The organism is Pseudomonas sp. UF-293 (assembly GCF_058245595.1).
In genome coordinates this window covers 197701-214941 of record NZ_JBSICA010000001.1, presented here as the reverse complement: position 1 = coordinate 214941, position 17241 = coordinate 197701, and the positions used below count along the sequence as shown (strand labels likewise).

12 protein-coding genes are annotated in these 17241 nt (G+C 60.7%); 7 read left to right on the top strand and 5 right to left on the bottom strand.

What is annotated here, in order from left to right; translation table 11 throughout:
- Positions 1-120 precede the first annotated feature (120 nt).
- Positions 121-4725: a dermonecrotic toxin domain-containing protein gene (locus AC4IHP_RS00985; protein WP_490830666.1), complete on the top strand. Its 4605-nt coding sequence runs from the start codon at positions 121-123 to the stop codon at positions 4723-4725.
- Here AC4IHP_RS00985 and pdxR read toward each other — a convergent pair.
- Positions 4682-6235 carry a MocR-like pyridoxine biosynthesis transcription factor PdxR gene (pdxR, locus tag AC4IHP_RS00980; protein ID WP_490830665.1) on the bottom strand — a complete coding sequence of 518 codons (1554 nt, stop codon included), beginning with the start codon at positions 6233-6235 and terminating at the stop codon, positions 4682-4684. The genes AC4IHP_RS00985 and pdxR overlap by 44 nt on opposite strands.
- Before the next feature lie 93 nt (positions 6236-6328).
- On the opposite strand from pdxR, the gene AC4IHP_RS00975 reads away from it, so the two are divergent.
- The 3 genes from AC4IHP_RS00975 to AC4IHP_RS00965 are packed head-to-tail and all read left to right on the top strand — an operon-like array spanning position 6329 to position 8093.
- Positions 6329-6952, top strand: a complete 624-nt coding sequence (locus AC4IHP_RS00975) for an FMN-binding negative transcriptional regulator (RefSeq protein ID WP_490830664.1) — start codon at positions 6329-6331, stop codon at positions 6950-6952.
- Between the two features lie 10 nt (positions 6953-6962).
- Positions 6963-7409, top strand: coding sequence for a GNAT family N-acetyltransferase (locus tag AC4IHP_RS00970; protein ID WP_460122414.1), 447 nt, complete (start codon positions 6963-6965; stop codon positions 7407-7409).
- A gap of 12 nt (positions 7410-7421) precedes the next feature.
- Complete coding sequence (locus AC4IHP_RS00965; protein ID WP_490830663.1) at positions 7422-8093, top strand: GNAT family N-acetyltransferase; 672 nt, start codon at positions 7422-7424, stop codon at positions 8091-8093.
- 121 nt (positions 8094-8214) lie between these two features.
- Here AC4IHP_RS00965 and AC4IHP_RS00960 read toward each other — a convergent pair whose 3' ends face one another.
- Positions 8215-9117 carry a homocysteine S-methyltransferase family protein gene (locus tag AC4IHP_RS00960; protein ID WP_490830662.1) on the bottom strand — a complete coding sequence of 301 codons (903 nt, stop codon included), beginning with the start codon at positions 9115-9117 and terminating at the stop codon, positions 8215-8217.
- A gap of 113 nt (positions 9118-9230) precedes the next feature.
- On the opposite strand from AC4IHP_RS00960, the gene AC4IHP_RS00955 reads away from it, so the two are divergent.
- The gene (locus tag AC4IHP_RS00955) at positions 9231-10049 is read left to right on the top strand and encodes an ABC transporter substrate-binding protein (RefSeq protein WP_490830661.1); all 819 of its coding nucleotides are present in this window, start codon (positions 9231-9233) and stop codon (positions 10047-10049) included.
- The gene (locus tag AC4IHP_RS00950) at positions 10046-10882 is read left to right on the top strand and encodes an amino acid ABC transporter permease (protein ID WP_490830660.1); all 837 of its coding nucleotides are present in this window, start codon (positions 10046-10048) and stop codon (positions 10880-10882) included. The genes AC4IHP_RS00955 and AC4IHP_RS00950 overlap by 4 nt, the downstream gene beginning before the upstream one ends.
- A gap of 7 nt (positions 10883-10889) precedes the next feature.
- Here AC4IHP_RS00950 and AC4IHP_RS00945 read toward each other — a convergent pair whose 3' ends face one another.
- Positions 10890-11189 carry a helix-turn-helix domain-containing protein gene (locus tag AC4IHP_RS00945; protein WP_490830659.1) on the bottom strand — a complete coding sequence of 100 codons (300 nt, stop codon included), beginning with the start codon at positions 11187-11189 and terminating at the stop codon, positions 10890-10892.
- Positions 11190-11481: 292 nt separating this feature from the next.
- On the opposite strand from AC4IHP_RS00945, the gene AC4IHP_RS00940 reads away from it, so the two are divergent.
- Entirely contained in the window at positions 11482-13671 is a 2190-nt protein-coding gene (locus tag AC4IHP_RS00940) for an autotransporter outer membrane beta-barrel domain-containing protein (RefSeq protein ID WP_490830658.1), read from the top strand.
- A 209-nt stretch (positions 13672-13880) separates the two neighbouring features.
- Here the strand turns inward: AC4IHP_RS00940 and oadA are convergent, their stop codons facing one another.
- Together oadA and AC4IHP_RS00930 are read right to left on the bottom strand one after the other, a co-directional pair.
- The gene (gene oadA / locus AC4IHP_RS00935; protein ID WP_122612789.1) at positions 13881-15689 is read right to left on the bottom strand and encodes a sodium-extruding oxaloacetate decarboxylase subunit alpha; all 1809 of its coding nucleotides are present in this window, start codon (positions 15687-15689) and stop codon (positions 13881-13883) included.
- 101 nt (positions 15690-15790) lie between these two features.
- Positions 15791-17206 (bottom strand): acetyl-CoA carboxylase biotin carboxylase subunit, encoded by a 1416-nt coding sequence (locus tag AC4IHP_RS00930; protein WP_024014853.1) that lies wholly within the window; start codon positions 17204-17206, stop codon positions 15791-15793.
- Positions 17207-17241: the final 35 nt, after the last annotated feature.

Genomic DNA, 17241 nt, shown 5'->3' with positions numbered 1-17241 from the left:
GACCCGCACACGCGGGTCTTTTTTTGCCTGGAAGATTTATGTACCGCACGGGCGATAGTGGCGCCTTTTAACTTGCCCTGATCCGCCGGCTTCCGGCGCCCGACAGAGCAGGAATCACCGATGCCCGAACTCCCCACACCCAGTGCCGTCGATATCGTGACCCAACTGGTCACCGGCCCCTCACTCCATGAAGTCGCCGCGAAAACCCTGGCCCCGGCACTGAAGACGCTGTACCCCGACCTTGAGATCGATCCGCAACTGGCCATGGTCGTAGAGCCGACCTGGGAGATAGACAACGATCAGGTCTTCGCCGGCCGGCCCAACGTTGAAACGCTGACGGATGCGCTGGTACGCCTCGGCATGACCGGAAAAACCGTGACCTACCTGGACGGTGAGCATTATCTGACCCAGCAACCTGCCTGGCCGGCTCCCGTGCAGTTGCCGGTGAAAATAGAGGCGATCGGTCTGCTGCTCAACGAGCTCGCCCCCCTGTTGTTCATCGCCTACCAGGACCAGCACGTCACCTACTGGGATGAGTTCACCTACCCCGGTCAGCCGCGCTGGCAGCAGTTGTCGCAAGCGTTGCGCAATTTATGGAGAGCCGATGCCAGCCTTGGCTGGGATAACGCTCAAACCGCCGTCGCCGAAGCGGTTTTCCGGCAGCCCGACAAGCAACAACGTATGACCGCTGACCAATACAATACACGGGCGTGTCTGATCGACCTCGACCGGGAAGGCACGTCACAGCCCGATCACCTGGCCTTGCTGGACATGGCGGTCATCATTGGCACGGTTGCAAAACGCAGCGTGGTTCTCACTCACGCGGTCACCCGGGGTTACCAGCACTTCGACTCGCTGCAAGCGTTTGGCGAGGATCTGCAGCGACGCTTCGGCGCAACTGCCGCAGATCCGGGCCTCAAGTGGCGGCTGGTCGAACCGCAGGGCGACTTTTTCGACCATCAGGCCTGCACTTTGATTTCGCTTGAGGCCGACGCCCTGGGCAAAATCAACTTTTTTGCTGACAAGCCGCTCAACCCTGTCTATCCGCACACAGGGACTTCCGGCAAAACGGCCCGACCGACCCCACGTCTTGAGGCACATTTCGAACGACTGCGACCGATGCTGCCACAGTGGCTCAATGCTGCGCCGTCCGTCGATCAGGCCCGCTACAGCCGGCACCTCCTGGACCTGACCACGGTTCAGCATGAACACAACGGTAAATCGTTCCAGAGCGAGGTCATTGACCTGCGCGCGTATACCCGTGACGCCTTGATGCAACAGATGTTGAAGGACCAGCCGAATGCCAAGGACATCAAGCTCGATGACATTGTGATCACCATCACCAGCCTGGTGGTCTGGGGAACGTTCGTATTGCCCGGCAACACCAGCACCAAGACCCTGACCTTGACGGAACTGGCCCTGCAGAACCTCGCCGGACTGCCATTGGGCAACAAGACCGTGAGTTATAAGGATGCCAGCGCAGTCCCTGACTGGATGACCGTGGCGTATCTGGAAAAACTGGTCAGCACGGTGGATATCGGCCAGACCTATCCGGCGCACCTGAAGGCACGCCTGATAGACGACGCCGATCAGGCGGCGGCGCTGAAAAAGCTATACACAAGCCAGCTACGCATCGAGCTGCCCTTGCTGGCGTTGCAAGACAAGATCCAGGGTCGAGCAGGCATTGATGATTCGGGTTATCGCTACGTTGCAGCGGCGCTGGCGGCCACCGCCGCTGAACGATACGTCGATGGCGAGGAAATCGTGATCCGCCCGCTGGCTTTCGTCGCGCACCGCAGCAGCGCCGCAGCCGACAGCGTCGCCAACATGTACGTCATCGGCCCGCGCGAAGCGAACAAAGGCCCCTGCCTGCTGTACCGTCCACTGTTCGAGATGCCGTTGATGCAATTTCCCGGGCACGCCAACCTCCTCTACGCGATCGAGCATTCGCGACATTTACGCGACTCGGTGCTGGCGTGGCTGCCCGATGACGTACGTTTCAATTACAGCCAGTTTGTCTTTACCGCCAGGCTGCCATCGATATGGACAATTCCGCAGATGCTGGTCAATCCGACGACGGCGCTCGACATGTCCGGCCCCGTAGCGTTGGGAACACAAGTACTGACCGGTGACGTGCTGGAGACACTTCATGAACGCAACGTGCAGGCCCTGCTGACCCAGGCCGACCGGCAATCGGTGTCCAACGCCGAGGCACGCTGGGCCACCCTGAAACAGGGCGGCTGGCTGATATTCAATGCCGCCCTGCCGTTCCTGGGACGCAGCGTCGGCACGGCGGCATGGATCTGGCAAATCATGGACGATCTGCAGGAAGTCACCGACGTTGCCAACCAGCAGTCGGGCAAGGTTGCGTGGACGGCGATTGCCGACATCCTCCTGGCTCTGGGTATGGTCCTTGCGCATCGCGCGGCAGTCGGCGAGGCATCAGCGGGTGAATCGTTTGCACAGCTCGAAAAGGATATGGCGCCCCTTGAGCCGGCCGGCAAGGTACGCAAAGCGCTGCAACTGCCCGATGCCACCAGTGCCGAACTGGTCGGCCCCCACGCGACGACCATCGATATCGTCACTGCATTGAAACGCTCGCCGCTGGCGCTGGCCAAGGTCCTCGACAGCTTCAAGCGTGGCCGACCGAAAGATCTTGGCGAGGCCGCCAGCGACGGCATGCACCGAGGCTTGCACCCGCACGGCGACACTTGGTACGTGGAGGTCGGCCAGCGCTGGTTCGAGGTGATGCGCAATGAGCACGGTAACGTGCAGATTATCGACTCGCGCCAGCAACCCCGCCGCATCGGTCCGACAGTGGCCTATTCCGCCAGGGGCGAGTGGGTGATCGATATGCGCCTGCGTCTGCGCGGCGGAGGCCTGGATTCGGCACTGAAAAAATCCCGGGACAGCAGGCAGGCCGCCGCCAAAGCGTTGACCGAAAAGATCGCCGAGTTCGATAACACCATGCATGCCAAGGAGATACGTCTGAACGCGGACCGTGATGCCTTGAGCGATGCTCTGCCGCCGGCGCAGTCACAGGCGCGCACTCAGTACCTCGCCACACTCGATGCCCAGCACAAGGAGTACGCAGCGAACATTCAGCAGATCAAGGAGTTGAATCTCAACCAGACCATTCCCAATTACCGCACGGTCATGACCGAACGCTTGCAGATGCAATTGTTTCTGGGCCAGGAGTGGCTCAGCGAGCACTCCTCGCAATTCCAACAGAGCGTCGAGGGCATGCAGATGATGATCGCGGAGGGGGCCAGCGCCGATTCAGAGGCATTCGGTCTGGCGGCCGTCAGCCTGAATGACGTCACTCAAAGCATCATCGAGAAAATGGAGGCGGCACAAGCCTGCTTCGAAGAAATGAAGCTGTTGGGAAAAGACGCCGTGGAGGCAATGCGCGTGTATCGGGACGCGCTGCCGGCTTACCAGCTGGATGACCTTAAAGTGCTGCAAATCAGCCTCGCCGAGAGAATATGTATCAAGCCTGGCGACACCGCGAACCATGCCAGCGCGCAACAGGCGCTGGCCGATCTCATCGAAGACGCTGCGCTGAATATCCAGAGCTCGCTGGACTTGAGCGCCGATGAAAGCCTGGGCGACTTGCGTGGACGCATCGACGCCTTGAGCAACGTCGCGCAGCAGTTCGATTCCGTGGACAAACGCTTCAGCGATCTGGCCAGCGAATACTCCGGCCAGCTCCACACAGAGCGACTTAAACATGTACAAACGCGGGTGATTGCATTCAAAGCCGCCGCCGACAGCCGACTCGCCGAACTGCTGCGCTTCCGGCATCTGCTCGCGCCGCAGGCCGGTCCGTCAACGCCCTCCGCGTCTGCCTCTAATCGACAGATCATCCAGACACGATCAAGGGGCACCGTGGTCGGCGAACGCAAGAAAAGCGTTGGCGATGACACTACCGAACTGATGGAAGTACGCACTCATCTGACGGGCGTCATTGCCACATTCCACGAAGAGTCGCCCGGTGTCTGGGTCGAACAGCGTACGCCGCCTGCGCCGACGCCAGCCTCTCCCGTCGACTTGAAACACAGTGTTCGCGAGGGCCAGGCGCTGATCGATGGCCTGGCGGCATTTCATCGGCGCATCGAAGCGCGCCTCAAACGCGGCGCGCGGATCCCGGTGGAGGTCGAGGAGGAATACCACCAGCATGCCGCACTCTTGCGCAAGGCCATTGCGGCGATCGACGAAGCACTGACCGCCAGGAACCTCACCGCGGGCCAGCATGAACCCTCCGAAACGCTTAATCACGCGCTCGACAAAGCAGCGAAAAACCTGGAAGAAAAAGGCACCAGCACGCGCATTCGCCTGGTCAAACAGCAATTACCCACGGCGGCGGGCATGCAATGGCTCAAGGAAAAGGGAGAAATAATCATCGACAAAACCGTGACCCGACGGCCGATCCGACGCCGTCAGCATGATTTCCTCGACGAGTACCGGATTCGTGATGCCCACAATGACAAGGTTCTGTCCTATGCCCATTTTCACTACAGCAGCGCCGAGGCGCATGATCCATCGTTCGTTCGCGGGCATATGAAAACCGTCGCCCAACAGCGAATGGGCGGTGCCTACGAGCCCAGCCAGCCAAGCAACCAGCAACTGATTGAAATCCATCGCAGCGAAATTTCCAGTCGCTCGGCCGAGGCGTTGTTCTTCAACCTCCCCAAGCCTGTCGCAAGCGCGCCAGTGCCGCTGTGATCGCAGACTCCGGCACAGCGGCAAAACCCAGCACCAGGCCGGCGCGGCGGGCCATGGGTGTAGTCGAGTCCGGCAACCAGTAACTGCTCAGGCCGTTGATTTCGACATCGACATCAGCGGCCTGGGCGATCAATTGTTGCTCACGCTCCACGCTGTCCACAGCCACGGTCAGGTGCAGCCCGGCGGACACCGCGGGCAATTGACCGACACCGGCGATCGCCGTCGGCCAACCTTCGAGCAAGCAGTTGCGCCGGCTCAGCGCAGCCCGGCGCATGCGGCGGATATGCCGCTGGAAATGCCCGGCGGCCATGAACTCGGCCATCACCGCTTGCGTGCTGACCTCCGAATGCCGCACATCGACGGCGCGGCGTTGCGCGAACGCGTCGACCAGCGCGGGTGGCAGCACCAGATAACCAAGGCGCAGCGCCGGGAACGCCACTTTGCCGAACGTGCCGACGTAGAGCACACGCCCCTGACGATCAAGTGCGGCCAACGGCGCCAGCGGTGCGCCGGTGTAGCGGTACTCGCCGTCGTAGTCATCCTCGACGATCCAGCCGCCGACACGCTCGGCCCAGGCGAGCAATTCCAGACGCCGGGCCAGACTCATCACCACACCGGTCGGGTACTGATGAGACGGCGTGACGTACGCCACCCGGCAGTCACTGAGCTGAGCCATGGCACCGCAATCGATGCCGTCGCCGTCTACCGCCACGCCGTGCAATTTGGCCCCCGCCACAGCGAAGGCATGTCCGGCGGCGCGATAGCCCGGGTTCTCGATCGCCACGCCGTCCCCAGGCTCGACCAGCAGCTGTGCACAAAGGCTGATGCCCTGCTGCGCGCCACTGGTGATCACAATTTGCTCAGCCGTGCACTGCATGCCGCGTGAACTGCGCAAATACGCAGCGATCATGCCGCGCAGTCGCGCATCACCGGCCGGATCGCCGTAACACAGTTGCTGCAGATCCGGTTTGCGCCAGAACGCCGCGTTCAGCTTGGCCCACACCTCGAACGGGAACAGGTCGAACGCCGGCACGCCCACCCGAAAAGCACGCGGCGGACCGCTCGGCGGCCGCGCCAGATGGTGCTTTTCGATGCGGGAAAATCCGTCGCTGTGGATAACTTTGCTGGATGGATTCACAGGTAAATCCAGCCAATTTGTGGATAAGGCTGTGGGTAAGCCTGTTGACAAGCCTGTGGATGAATTTGTGGATAGTTTTTTCTTCGGCGTGGACGCCTGCACCAATTGCGCCACGTAAGTACCGTCGCCAACGCGCCCTTCGATAAAGCCCTCGGCGTACAACTGATCGTATGCGCGCACCACGCTGTTGCGGGAAATGCCCAGCGCCGACGCCAGGTCACGGCTGGCCGGCAATCGCGTGCCGCTAACGAGGCGCCCGTCAAGCACCCGCTGGCGCAACGCCTGATAGAGCTGGCGGCTCAGACCCTGACGGCGATCAAGCTCGATTCCGGCCGGATTGAAGGGCATCGACAAGGGTGGCAGATCAGGCATAGCGAATGGACCTATGAAATGGCTCAGCAATGGCTCTTACAACAGACCAATAGCCTGCCTAGGATGCAGGCATTCGCCAAGGAAAACCTGTCCATGTACACGCCACGCGCCTTTGCCATCGAAGACTTGTCCCAGCTGCACGAGCTGATTCTTGCCACTCGCCTGGCCATTCTGGTCAGCCACGGTGAGAGCGGCCTGCAGGCCAGCCATGTGCCGGTGCTGTTGCATCGCGAACAGGGTGAGTACGGCACGCTCTACGGCCATCTGGCCAAAGCCAATCCGCAGTGGAAGGACCTGCGCGACGGCGCCGAGGCGATGCTGATCTTCGCCGGACCAGACGCCTACGTCAGCCCGAGCTTCTACCCGAGCAAAGCCGAACACGGCAAAGTCGTGCCGACCTGGAACTACATCGCCGTGCACGCCTACGGCCATGCCGAAACCTTTAGCGATGGCGGGCGCCTGCTCGACATCGTCAGCACCCTCACTGACCGTCACGAAGCGGGCCGCGCCCAGCCATGGTCGGTCGAAGATGCACCTGCCGATTACATCGACGGCATGCTCAAAGCCATCGTCGGTTTCGCCATTCCCATCGACCGCCTCGAAGGCAAACGCAAGCTCAGCCAGAACCGCAGCGCCGCTGACATTGCCGGGGTACGCGAAGGCCTCGCCGCCAGCCCCGACGCCAACGACCAAACCCTCGCCCAATTGATGCGTTAAGGAAACCCGCATGACCCAGATCGACATTCGCCCGGTCAGCGCCAACGACCATGCCGCCTGGCTGCCGCTGTGGCAGGCCTACCTGCGCTTTTACAACACCGAGCTGCCAGACGCCGTGACCCAGAGCACCTGGCAGCGCTTTCTCGATCCGAACGAGCCGACTCACGCCGCCCTCGCCTGGGCCGAGGGCAAAGCGTTGGGCATGGTGCATTACATCTATCATCGCTCGAACTGGAGCATTGAAAACTCCTGCTATCTGCAGGATCTGCTGGTGGTGCCCGAGTCCCGTGGCACAGGTGTCGGTCGGCTGTTGATCGAGCATGTCTACGCTACCGCCAAGGCCGATGGTTGCTGCAAAGTCCACTGGCTGACCCACGAAACCAACGCGACGGCGATCCAGCTCTACCAGCGCATTGCCGAACGTCCGGGTTTCATCCAGTTTCGTAAAGCCCTTTAAGGAGACGCGCACATGACCGCTTCACTCGCTGACTGGAAAGGCGTCCCCGCCCCCTCCGCCACCTCGCTCGACGGCCGTTTCATCCGCCTGGAAAAACTCGACCCGGCGCGCCATGCCGATCAACTCTTCGCCGCCCTCGAAGGGCCGGGTGCTGATCCGAAACTGTGGGATTATTTGCCTTACGGGCCGTTTCCCGAGCGCAGCGCGTTCAACGACTGGCTGAACAATCATGCGGCCAACAGCGACCCGTATTTTTTCAGCGTCATCGACCGTGCGACTGGTCAGGTGCAAGGCATCCTCAGCCTGATGTCGATCGTCCCGGCGCAGGGCCGCATCGAGATCGGCCATGTCACTTTCGGTGCGCCGATGCAGCGCTCACCGAAAAGCACTGAGGCTGTGTACCTGCTGGCCAAATACTCGTTCGAGCTGGGATACCGGCGCCTGGAATGGAAGTGCAACAACGGCAACGCCCGCTCCAAATATGCGGCCGAGCGTCTGGGCTTCAGCTTTGAAGGGGTGTTCCGCCAGCACATGGTGGTCAAGGGGCAGAACCGCGACACCGCGTGGTATTCGATTGTGGATTCGGAATGGCCGGCAATCGGTGAGGGGTTCGAGCGCTGGCTGAGCGATGAAAACCAGACGCCTGCTGGCCAGGTAAAAGGCTTGGCCGAGTGCCGTAGCTGATCGTCACAAAGCCCCTGTGGGAGCGAGCCTGCTCGCGAAGGCGGTGTGTCAGTCACCGCAAATGTTGACTGACACACCGCTTTCGCGAGCAGGCTCGCTCCCACAATTGGCGGGGTCTGGCTTAACGACGCAGCTTCTGCGCCAGCACCGCAATATGCTCCGGCCCGATCCCGCAGCAGCCGCCCAAGTGACTGGCGCCGCGCTGCTGCCAGTCCAGCGCCCAGTGCAGATACCCCGGCGGATCAAGATCGTCACGTAACGGGTCGAGCCCGTCATTGGCCGTGGCTTCTTTGGGTTGCGGAGGAAACGCGTTGGCATACGCGCCGATATTGATCGTGACGTCGAGACGCTCAAAGGTTGCGCGTGCCGCGTCGATTGCTGCGCCAATCACTTCAGGCTGACTGCAGTTGAACAGCAACGTTTCCACACCCAAGTCCGCTGCCACCGCAGCCGCTTCCGCTACTGGTTCACCGGAGCGCAGGCGTGGCACTTCATCGGTGTCTTCATCCTTGAGGGTGAATGACAGCCAGAACGGCTTGCCATCCTTCGGCAGCCCGGCGTGAATGGCGCGCGCCTCGACGATCGAGCTCTGGGTTTCGGCCAGCCATAGATCAACGTGCGGGGCCAGTCCCTTGATCAGTGGCGTCAACAATTCGCTCACCCGATCCGCTTCGAACAGATCCGGACGGTACGAGCCGAACAGCGGCGGCAACGAACCGGCAACACGCACTGGCTTGCCGGATGCCTGCACCGCCCGCCGCGCCAACTCCCCCGCCAGCGCCGCAAGCGCTTGGCCTTCAGCGGCAAAGCGCGCCTCGCCAATGTGAAACGGCACCACCGCGTAACTGTTACTGGTGATCACGCTGGCACCGCTGCTGATGTAAGCGGCATGCACCGCCTCGACCGCTTGCGGCGCTTCGCTCAGCGCCAGTGCCGACCACTCGGGCTGGCGAAATGGCGCCCCGGCGCGTTGCAATTCACGGCCCATGCCGCCATCGAGAATGACCGTACCTGCTGCGCCCATATGCTTTTCACTCATATGCTTATGAAAATAACTCACTATCAGAGTCGTTCTTATAACTATTTAATACGCACCACTCGGTTAATAACAACCTCTTTTTTCAACAGGAAGCGACTGTGAAATTCCAACCGCTATTGGCCCTGGGCCTGACCATTCTGGCCTCCACCCAAGCCTTCGGCGGCGCGACGCTGGACCGTGTCGAGCAGAAAAAAGAGCTGGTCGGCGTACTCATGGAAAGCTATCCGCCGTTCTCGTTTCTCAATGAGCAGAATCAACTCGACGGTTTCGATGTCGACGTTGCCAAAGCCGTGGCGGACAAACTCGGGGTCAAACTGCGTCTCGAAACGCCGTCCTGGGACGTTATCGCCGCCGGCCGCTGGAGCGGGCGCTACGACATCTGCATCTGCTCGATGACCCCGAGCAAGGCCCGCGCCGAGGTGTTCGACTTCCCGGTCGAGTACTACGCCTCGCCAGCGGTAATCGTGGTCAATGCCAAGGACGAGCGCATTCACAGCGCCAAGGATCTGAGCGGCAAGAAGATCGGTCTGACCAGCGCCTCCAGCTATGAAAGTTACCTGAACAAGAACCTGGTCATCGAAGGCGCCGAGGATACGCAGTTGCAGTATCCGTTCGAGGATGTACAGATCGCCCCGTACGACACCGACAACGTTGCCTTCCAGGATCTGGGCCTGGGTGCCGGCGTGCGCCTGGATGCAATCCTCACCAATCTGGTCACCGCGCAGCCGCGCCTGAACCAGGACCAGCGCTTCAAATTGGCTGGTGAACCGCTCTACTCGGAGCCCAATTCGGTAGCCATCGAAAAGGGTGACCCGCAGTGGGACGCCAAGGTGCGCGAGGTGTTCGCCCAGCTGAAACAGGACGGCACCCTGAGCAAGCTGTCGCAGAAATGGATCGGCGCCGACATCAGCCAATGACTTCCTTTCCGACCCCGCCACAGCCACCGCAGCCGGTGGCTGAAACACGCCTGCAAAAGCTCTTCGGTTTCCGTACGCGCCTGTACCTGACGTGGGCGGCGCTGTTCTGCCTGTTTGCCGGATTCTTTCTCAGCTTCGACCTGAAGTTCTCGATCATCCTCGACAAGCTGCCCAACCTGGTCGGCCTGAAACTGGCGCCGAACGGATTTCTGCAGGGCGCAGCGCTGACTCTGTTTCTCTGCGCCTGCTCGATCATCGCCTCGTCGCTGCTCGGTTTCATCACCGCGCTGGCGCGCCTGTCGAACAGCGCCGTGGCGTTTGGCATCGCCAGTTTCTACACCTCGTTCTTTCGTGGCACGCCACTGCTGATCCAGATCCTGCTGATCTACCTCGGCCTGCCGCAACTGGGCATCGTCCCCGGCGCCATCGTCGCCGGCATCATTGCCCTGTCGCTGAACTACGGCGCCTACCTGAGCGAAATCTTCCGCGCCGGTATCCTCGGCGTCGATCACGGCCAACGCGAAGCATCCCTGGCGCTGGGCCTGCGCGAAAGCGTGATCTTCTGGCGCATCACCCTGCCCCAGGCCATGCGCACAATCATTCCGCCGACCACCAACCAGTTCATCTCGATGCTCAAGGACTCGTCGCTGATCTCGGTGATGGGCGTCTGGGAAGTGATGTTTCTCGCCCAGTCCTACGGGCGCTCAAGTTATCGCTACATCGAAATGCTCACCACGGCGGCGATCATCTACTGGCTGATGTCGATCGGGCTGGAGCTGATTCAGGCACGGATGGAGCGGCATTACGGCAAGGCGTATGTGCGCCGTAGTTGAGGTGCATTCAAATGGTGTCCCGGCGAATCCGCACTACGCCCATTTTCATGCCGAAGGGGCGGAACACCGCGTTCAGCGCCTTCAGGGTCTGATTGCCTTCGCCATGTTCGATATGCACCAGCGTGCGCACTGAAATCTTGCACATCTTCGCGAACTGGGTCTGATGCAGACCGGTGACTTCGACCCGTAAACGGCGCACGGCGTCACCGATTTCCAGAGTGCCTTCGGCCAGCGCTTGCTGAATGCTTTCGATGAGCGACGTGCGCTCGAGGACGGTCAGTTGCTGTGCGGATTTATGCTTTCTCATGACCCGGTAGATTCGATCGGCGAAAGACGCAATTTAATGCAGACGCGAGCCGCCGGGGCTTCAATCGACGCAAAACAATGCAGATGGATCACCGATCGATACCGTTGTGATCCTGAATCGGCTGTAGGAAAAAGACTGCTCACCATTACGCAAAAGCTGTTTCTGCGAAATCCAGTGAAGTTTTTCTACAGAACGATCCGATGTCGCCTGCGTGGCTGTGGGAAGCGGCCGACATCGGTTTTTTTCGGGTAGCAATAGAGTTGGGTTTTCTCCGATACGGAAATCGAACCTGATGCCCACTCAACATGTATTCGCACCAAAACACCTGGCTCTGGCTATCTCACTGGCGCTGGGTGGCGTAGCGCTGGCTAACGCCGAGCAATCCACTGAAGCAATAGAGCAGCCCCCAAGCATGGAAACGACGGAGCAGCCCGAAGCCAACCCCAAGCAACAGGCGATGGAACGGCTCCAGGGTTTTCTCAACGACGCGAGCACGGTTCCGATCATCTTCACGACCCCGGAAACCGGGTTCAAAGGGACTGACGTCAACGACTTGATTACCCTCGCAGACGGCGCAAGCTTCACTGGCCGGCTGGATGGCGGCAAGGGCGATAACGTGTTGTTCCTGAATGCTGCGGAGGGCGGCGCGTTGAACGACACGCGCAACTTCAATGGGTTATTCGTCGCCCAAGGCAACTGGACGCTGAGCTCCAAGGGTGATTTTCATGAAGGCGTTCTGGTCAACAGCGGTGGGGCACTGACCAACCTCGGCAGCATCAAGGGCGATGTGTATGTCCAGAATGGCGGCAGTTTCGCCGGTAAAGGCACGGTGGGAAATCTTGAGGTGGGTGGGCTGCTCACCGTCAATGCAGCGCTTGGGGCACCGCGAGTGAAGGGCAATTTGCACTTGGCGCCTGGTGCCGAATTGGCTTACGAGGTCACTCCCGCTGGTGGTCAGACGATCAAGGTCGATGGTACAGCCCAACTCGAAGGTGCCACCCTGAAGATTGTTTCGGCTCCTGGTGAATATCCGCAGAGCAGCCAATACAAAATCATTGAGGCCCGAGAGGTAAAAGGCGAATTCGGCAGGATAGAGAACGATCTCGCCTATATGACCGCCACAGCTCAATACAACAAGAAGTCGGTTGGACTGACTTACGCTCGCAATGGTGAACCGCTTGAAAGCCTCGCTCTTACAGAAAATGCAGGCGAACTTGCAGGCAGTATTATCGAGCCAGAGCAGCCGACTTCTCCCGCTGTACCGATCGCGACAACGCCTGCTCCAGCTTCAATGACAGCGGTGATCGCAGCTCCAGCCCCCGCCCTGACCTCAGTTGCGACCTTGATTGAAGACTCCGCATCGGTGGAATCATCAATACCCAACGAAATCGTAACTGCACAAACCACCGCACAGCCCGCGTCCGAGCCTGCAAAACCCATCAACACGGCCGTCGCCGCACTGCTGACCAGCGATAAAACCACCGCGCCCATCGCCCTTGATCAACTCGCCGCCGGCAGCAATGCCAACCTCGCTAAAGCCACGCTAAGCAGCATCACCCCAGTGAGTGCGAGCATGCTCTCGGCGATGCGCCAACTGAACAACCGTTCCGGCTCTACTGACGGCTCGCGCAGTTCACCTCATCAGGCCTCGGGCAGCGAAGACTCCGGACGGGTGTGGTTCCAGGCACTGGGCCACGGCGGCAAGGTTGACCGCGACGCTGACGGCATCCTCCAACACGCCACGCAAGGGCTGGTCATGGGCGCTGACTGGCGACTCGACGAGCACTGGCAGGTCGGCCTGCTCGGCGGCAAATCGCAGACGAAACTTGATGCCCGCCAGTACGACGGCGACCTCGACAGCTGGCACTTGGGCGCCTACGCCGTGCGTCAGGATGGCCCGCTATCGGTGCGTCTCGGCGCTACCTACGCCAGCCATGACGGCAGCAGCACACGGCGGGTCGCGTTCAAGGGTTTCAGCGATCGTCTCAAGGGCAACTACGACGCCAATACTCAACAGGCATTCGCTGAAGCCGGGTTCAATCTGGGCCGGGATCGCGTAACCCTCGAGCCCTACGCCAGCCTCGGCTATCAGCGTTATCAGCGCGACAGCTACAACGAAAAGGGCGGCGACGCGGCGCTGAAAGTCTACGGCCAGACCCGCGACAACTTCAGCAGCACCTTCGGTCTGCGGGTTGCGCAGGTCAATACGCTGGAGAACGGCATGCATTTGACCCCGCGATTGAGCGCCGGCTGGAAACATACCTACGGTGACATCGACAGTGACACCCGCCAGCAACTGCGCAAGGGCGGCAAGCGCTTCGAAGTGACCGGCGCGGCACTGGATAGGAACGCTCTGTCGGTGGATGCGGGGCTCGATCTTGGTATTTCAGCGGCGCATACACTGGGCGTGGGCTTGACGGGTGAGCTGGGCAATGACAGCCGAACGTATGGCTTTGCGGGTCAATGGCGCATGGCGTTCTAGTGGATTAAGCACGCCTTCTGTGGGAGCGAGCCTGCTCGCGAAAGCGGTGGATCACTCGCAGATGATGTTGGCTGGTCCGACGCATTCGCGAGCAGGCTCGCTCCCACATTAGCTCCTCAAGCGAGCTGAGAAGTAACGAAAATCACAGGCAAAAAAAAGGGGAGCACCTGCTCCCCCGAGGTTTAAAGCGTTGGATCGCGGCTGTTATCTCAGCCTTCGATCTCGATGAGGATTTCGCCCGGGTTGACCCGGTCGCCCTTGGCCACATGAATCGCAGTGACCTTGCCGGCAATGGCAGCCTGGACTTCGGTTTCCATTTTCATCGCTTCGGTGATCAGTACCGCCTGGCCCGCCTTGACGGTGTCACCCTCCTTGACCAGCACATCGACGATGTTGCCGGGCATGGTGGTGCTGACGTGGCCTGGCGCCGAGGCCTGTTTGCGTTTGCTGCTGCCACCGCCGACGAACTCGTTGAGCGGTTCGAACACCACTTCTTCGGGCATGCCGTCGATGGACAGATAGAAGTGGCGCTTGCCTTCGGCCTTGACGCCGACACCGGTGATGTCGACGCGGTAGGTTTCGCCGTGGACGTCGATGACGAACTCGGTCGGCACGCCTTCGCCGCCCGCCGAGGCAACGGCACCCGCTTCCGGGATCGGCAACAGCACTTCCGGCGTAAGGGTGCCGGCGGCACGTTCTTCGAGGAACTTGCGCCCGATGTCCGGGAACATGGCGAAGGTCAGCACGTCTTCTTCGGACTTGGCCAGTGCGCCGATGTCGGCACGCAGCTTGGTCATTTCCGGTTTGAGCAGATCGGCCGGGCGCACGTCGATGACGTCTTCGCTGCCGATCGCCTGACGCCGCAGCTTTTCATTGACCACGCCCGGCGCCTTGCCGTAGCCGCCCTGCAGATACAGCTTCACCTCGTTGGTGATGGTCTTGTAACGCTCGCCGGCCAGCACGTTGAAGAACGCCTGGGTGCCGACAATTTGCGAGGTCGGCGTCACCAGCGGCGGGAAGCCGAGGTCTTCACGTACGCGCGGAATTTCTGCGAGCACTTCGCCCATGCGGTTCAGAGCGCCCTGCTCTTTCAACTGGTTGGCGAGGTTGGAAATCATCCCGCCCGGCACCTGGTTGACCTGCACGCGGGTATCGACAGCGGTGAATTCGCTTTCGAACTGGTGGTACTTCTTGCGCACCGCGTAGAAGTACAGGCCGATTTCCTGCAGCAGTTCCAGATTCAGGCCGGTGTCGTACTCGGTGCCTTTGAGCGCGGCAACCATCGACTCGGTGCCGGGGTGGCTGGTGCCTGAGGCGAAACTGGAGATTGCGGTGTCGATGTGATCGGCACCGTTCTCGATCGCTTTGAGCTGGCACATGGCGGCCAGGCCAGCGGTGTCGTGGGAGTGGATGAACACCGGCAGCGACTGCTCGGCTTTCAATGCGCGCACCAGTTCACCTGTGGCGTATGGCGTCAGCAGACCGGCCATGTCCTTGATCGCTACCGAATCGCAACCCATGGATTCCATTTGCTTGGCTTGGGTAACGAAGGCGTCGATGGTGTGTACTGGACTGGTGGTGTAGGCGATGGTCCCTTGCGCATGCTTTCCGGCAGCTTTCACTGCTTCGATGGCAACGCGCAGGTTACGCACATCGTTCATCGCATCGAAGATGCGGAACACGTCGATGCCGTTCACCGCTGCCTTGGCGACGAAGGCTTTGACCACGTCATCGCTGTAGTGGCGATAGCCGAGCAGATTCTGCCCGCGCAGGAGCATTTGCAGGCGGGTGTTGGGCAGCGCCGCACGCAGTTGGCGCAGGCGCTCCCACGGGTCTTCCTTGAGAAAGCGCACGCAAGCGTCGAACGTCGCGCCGCCCCAGCATTCCAGCGACCAGTAGCCGACCTTGTCGAGCTTGTCGCAGATCGGCAGCATGTCTTCGGTGCGCATGCGGGTGGCGAGCAGCGATTGGTGAGCGTCGCGCAGGATGGTGTCGGTAACGAAGATCTTCTTAGTCATTGGTATCTCCTCATAGCGGCAAGCTTCAAGCTACGAGCAGCAAGAAAAAGCCAATCTGCTTTTACTTGCCGCTTGCAGCTGAAAGCTCGCAGCTGCTTCATTCATAGGCCTGCGTGGGCGGCGATGGCGGCGGCGATGGCCAGGGCCAGCTCTTCGGGTTTGCGCTTGATCGAGTAGTTGGTCAGTTCCGGGTGGCTCTCAACGAAGCTGGTATTGAACTGGCCGCTACGGAATTCCGGGTTACGCAGGATTTCCTGGTAGTAGGCGGCGGTGGTCTTCACCCCTTGCAGACGCATGTCATCAAGGGCACGCAAGCCACGGTCCATCGCCTCTTCCCAGGTCAGTGCCCAGACCACCAGTTTCAGGCACATCGAATCGTAGAACGGCGGAATGGTGTAGCCGGTGTAGATCGCCGTATCGGTGCGCACGCCCGGACCGCCGGGGGCGTAGTAACGGGTGATCTTGCCGAAGCTGGGCAGAAAGTTGTTCTTTGGGTCTTCAGCGTTGATACGGAACTGCAACGCAAAACCACGATGCTGAATGTCTTCCTGCTTCACCGACAATGGAAGGCCGGAAGCAATGCGAATCTGTTCGCGGACGATGTCGATGCCGGTGATTTCTTCGGTGATGGTGTGTTCCACCTGCACCCGCGTGTTCATTTCCATGAAGTACACCTCGCCCTCGGCGAGCAGGAACTCCACGGTGCCGGCGTTCTCGTAACCCACAGCCTTGGCCGCACGCACCGACAGGTCGCCGATGTAGGCGCGTTGCTCCGGGGTCAGCTGCGGACTCGGCGCGATCTCGATGAGCTTTTGGTTGCGGCGCTGGATCGAGCAGTCACGCTCGAACAGGTGCACGACGTTGCCGAAGCTGTCGCCGAGAATCTGCGCTTCGATGTGCTTGGGATTGACGATGCATTTTTCCAGGAACACTTCCGCCGAACCGAACGCCTTGGTGGCTTCGGATATGACCCGGGGGAAGTTCTGTTCGAGTTCTTCGCGGCTGTTGCAGCGACGGATACCGCGTCCGCCACCACCGGAGGTGGCCTTGAGCATTACCGGGTAACCGATACGGTCGCCTTCGACCAGGGCTTCTTCGATACCGGAGACATTGCCCTCGGTACCGGGCGTTACCGGTACGCCGGCCTTGATCATGCTGCGCCGCGCTTCAGTCTTGTCGCCCATGCGCCGGATGACTTCCGCCGACGGGCCGATGAATTTGATGCCGCGCTCAGCGCAGATTTCCGCCAGCTCGGCGTTTTCCGACAGGAATCCGTAGCCGGGGTGCAGCGCATCGCAGCCGGTTTCCACCGCCAGGTTCACCAGCTTGCGCGGGTTCAGGTAGCCGGCCAATGGTTCGGCTCCGACGCTGTGCGCCTCGTCCGCACGCTTCACATGCAAGGCATGGCGATCGGCATCGGAGAAAATCGCAACCGAGCGAATGCCCATTTCGGCGCAGGCTCGTACGATTCGTACGGCAATCTCACCACGGTTGGCGATCAGGATCTTTTTTATCACTTGGAGGTTCCCTTGAGCCGGTGGCACCACGACCT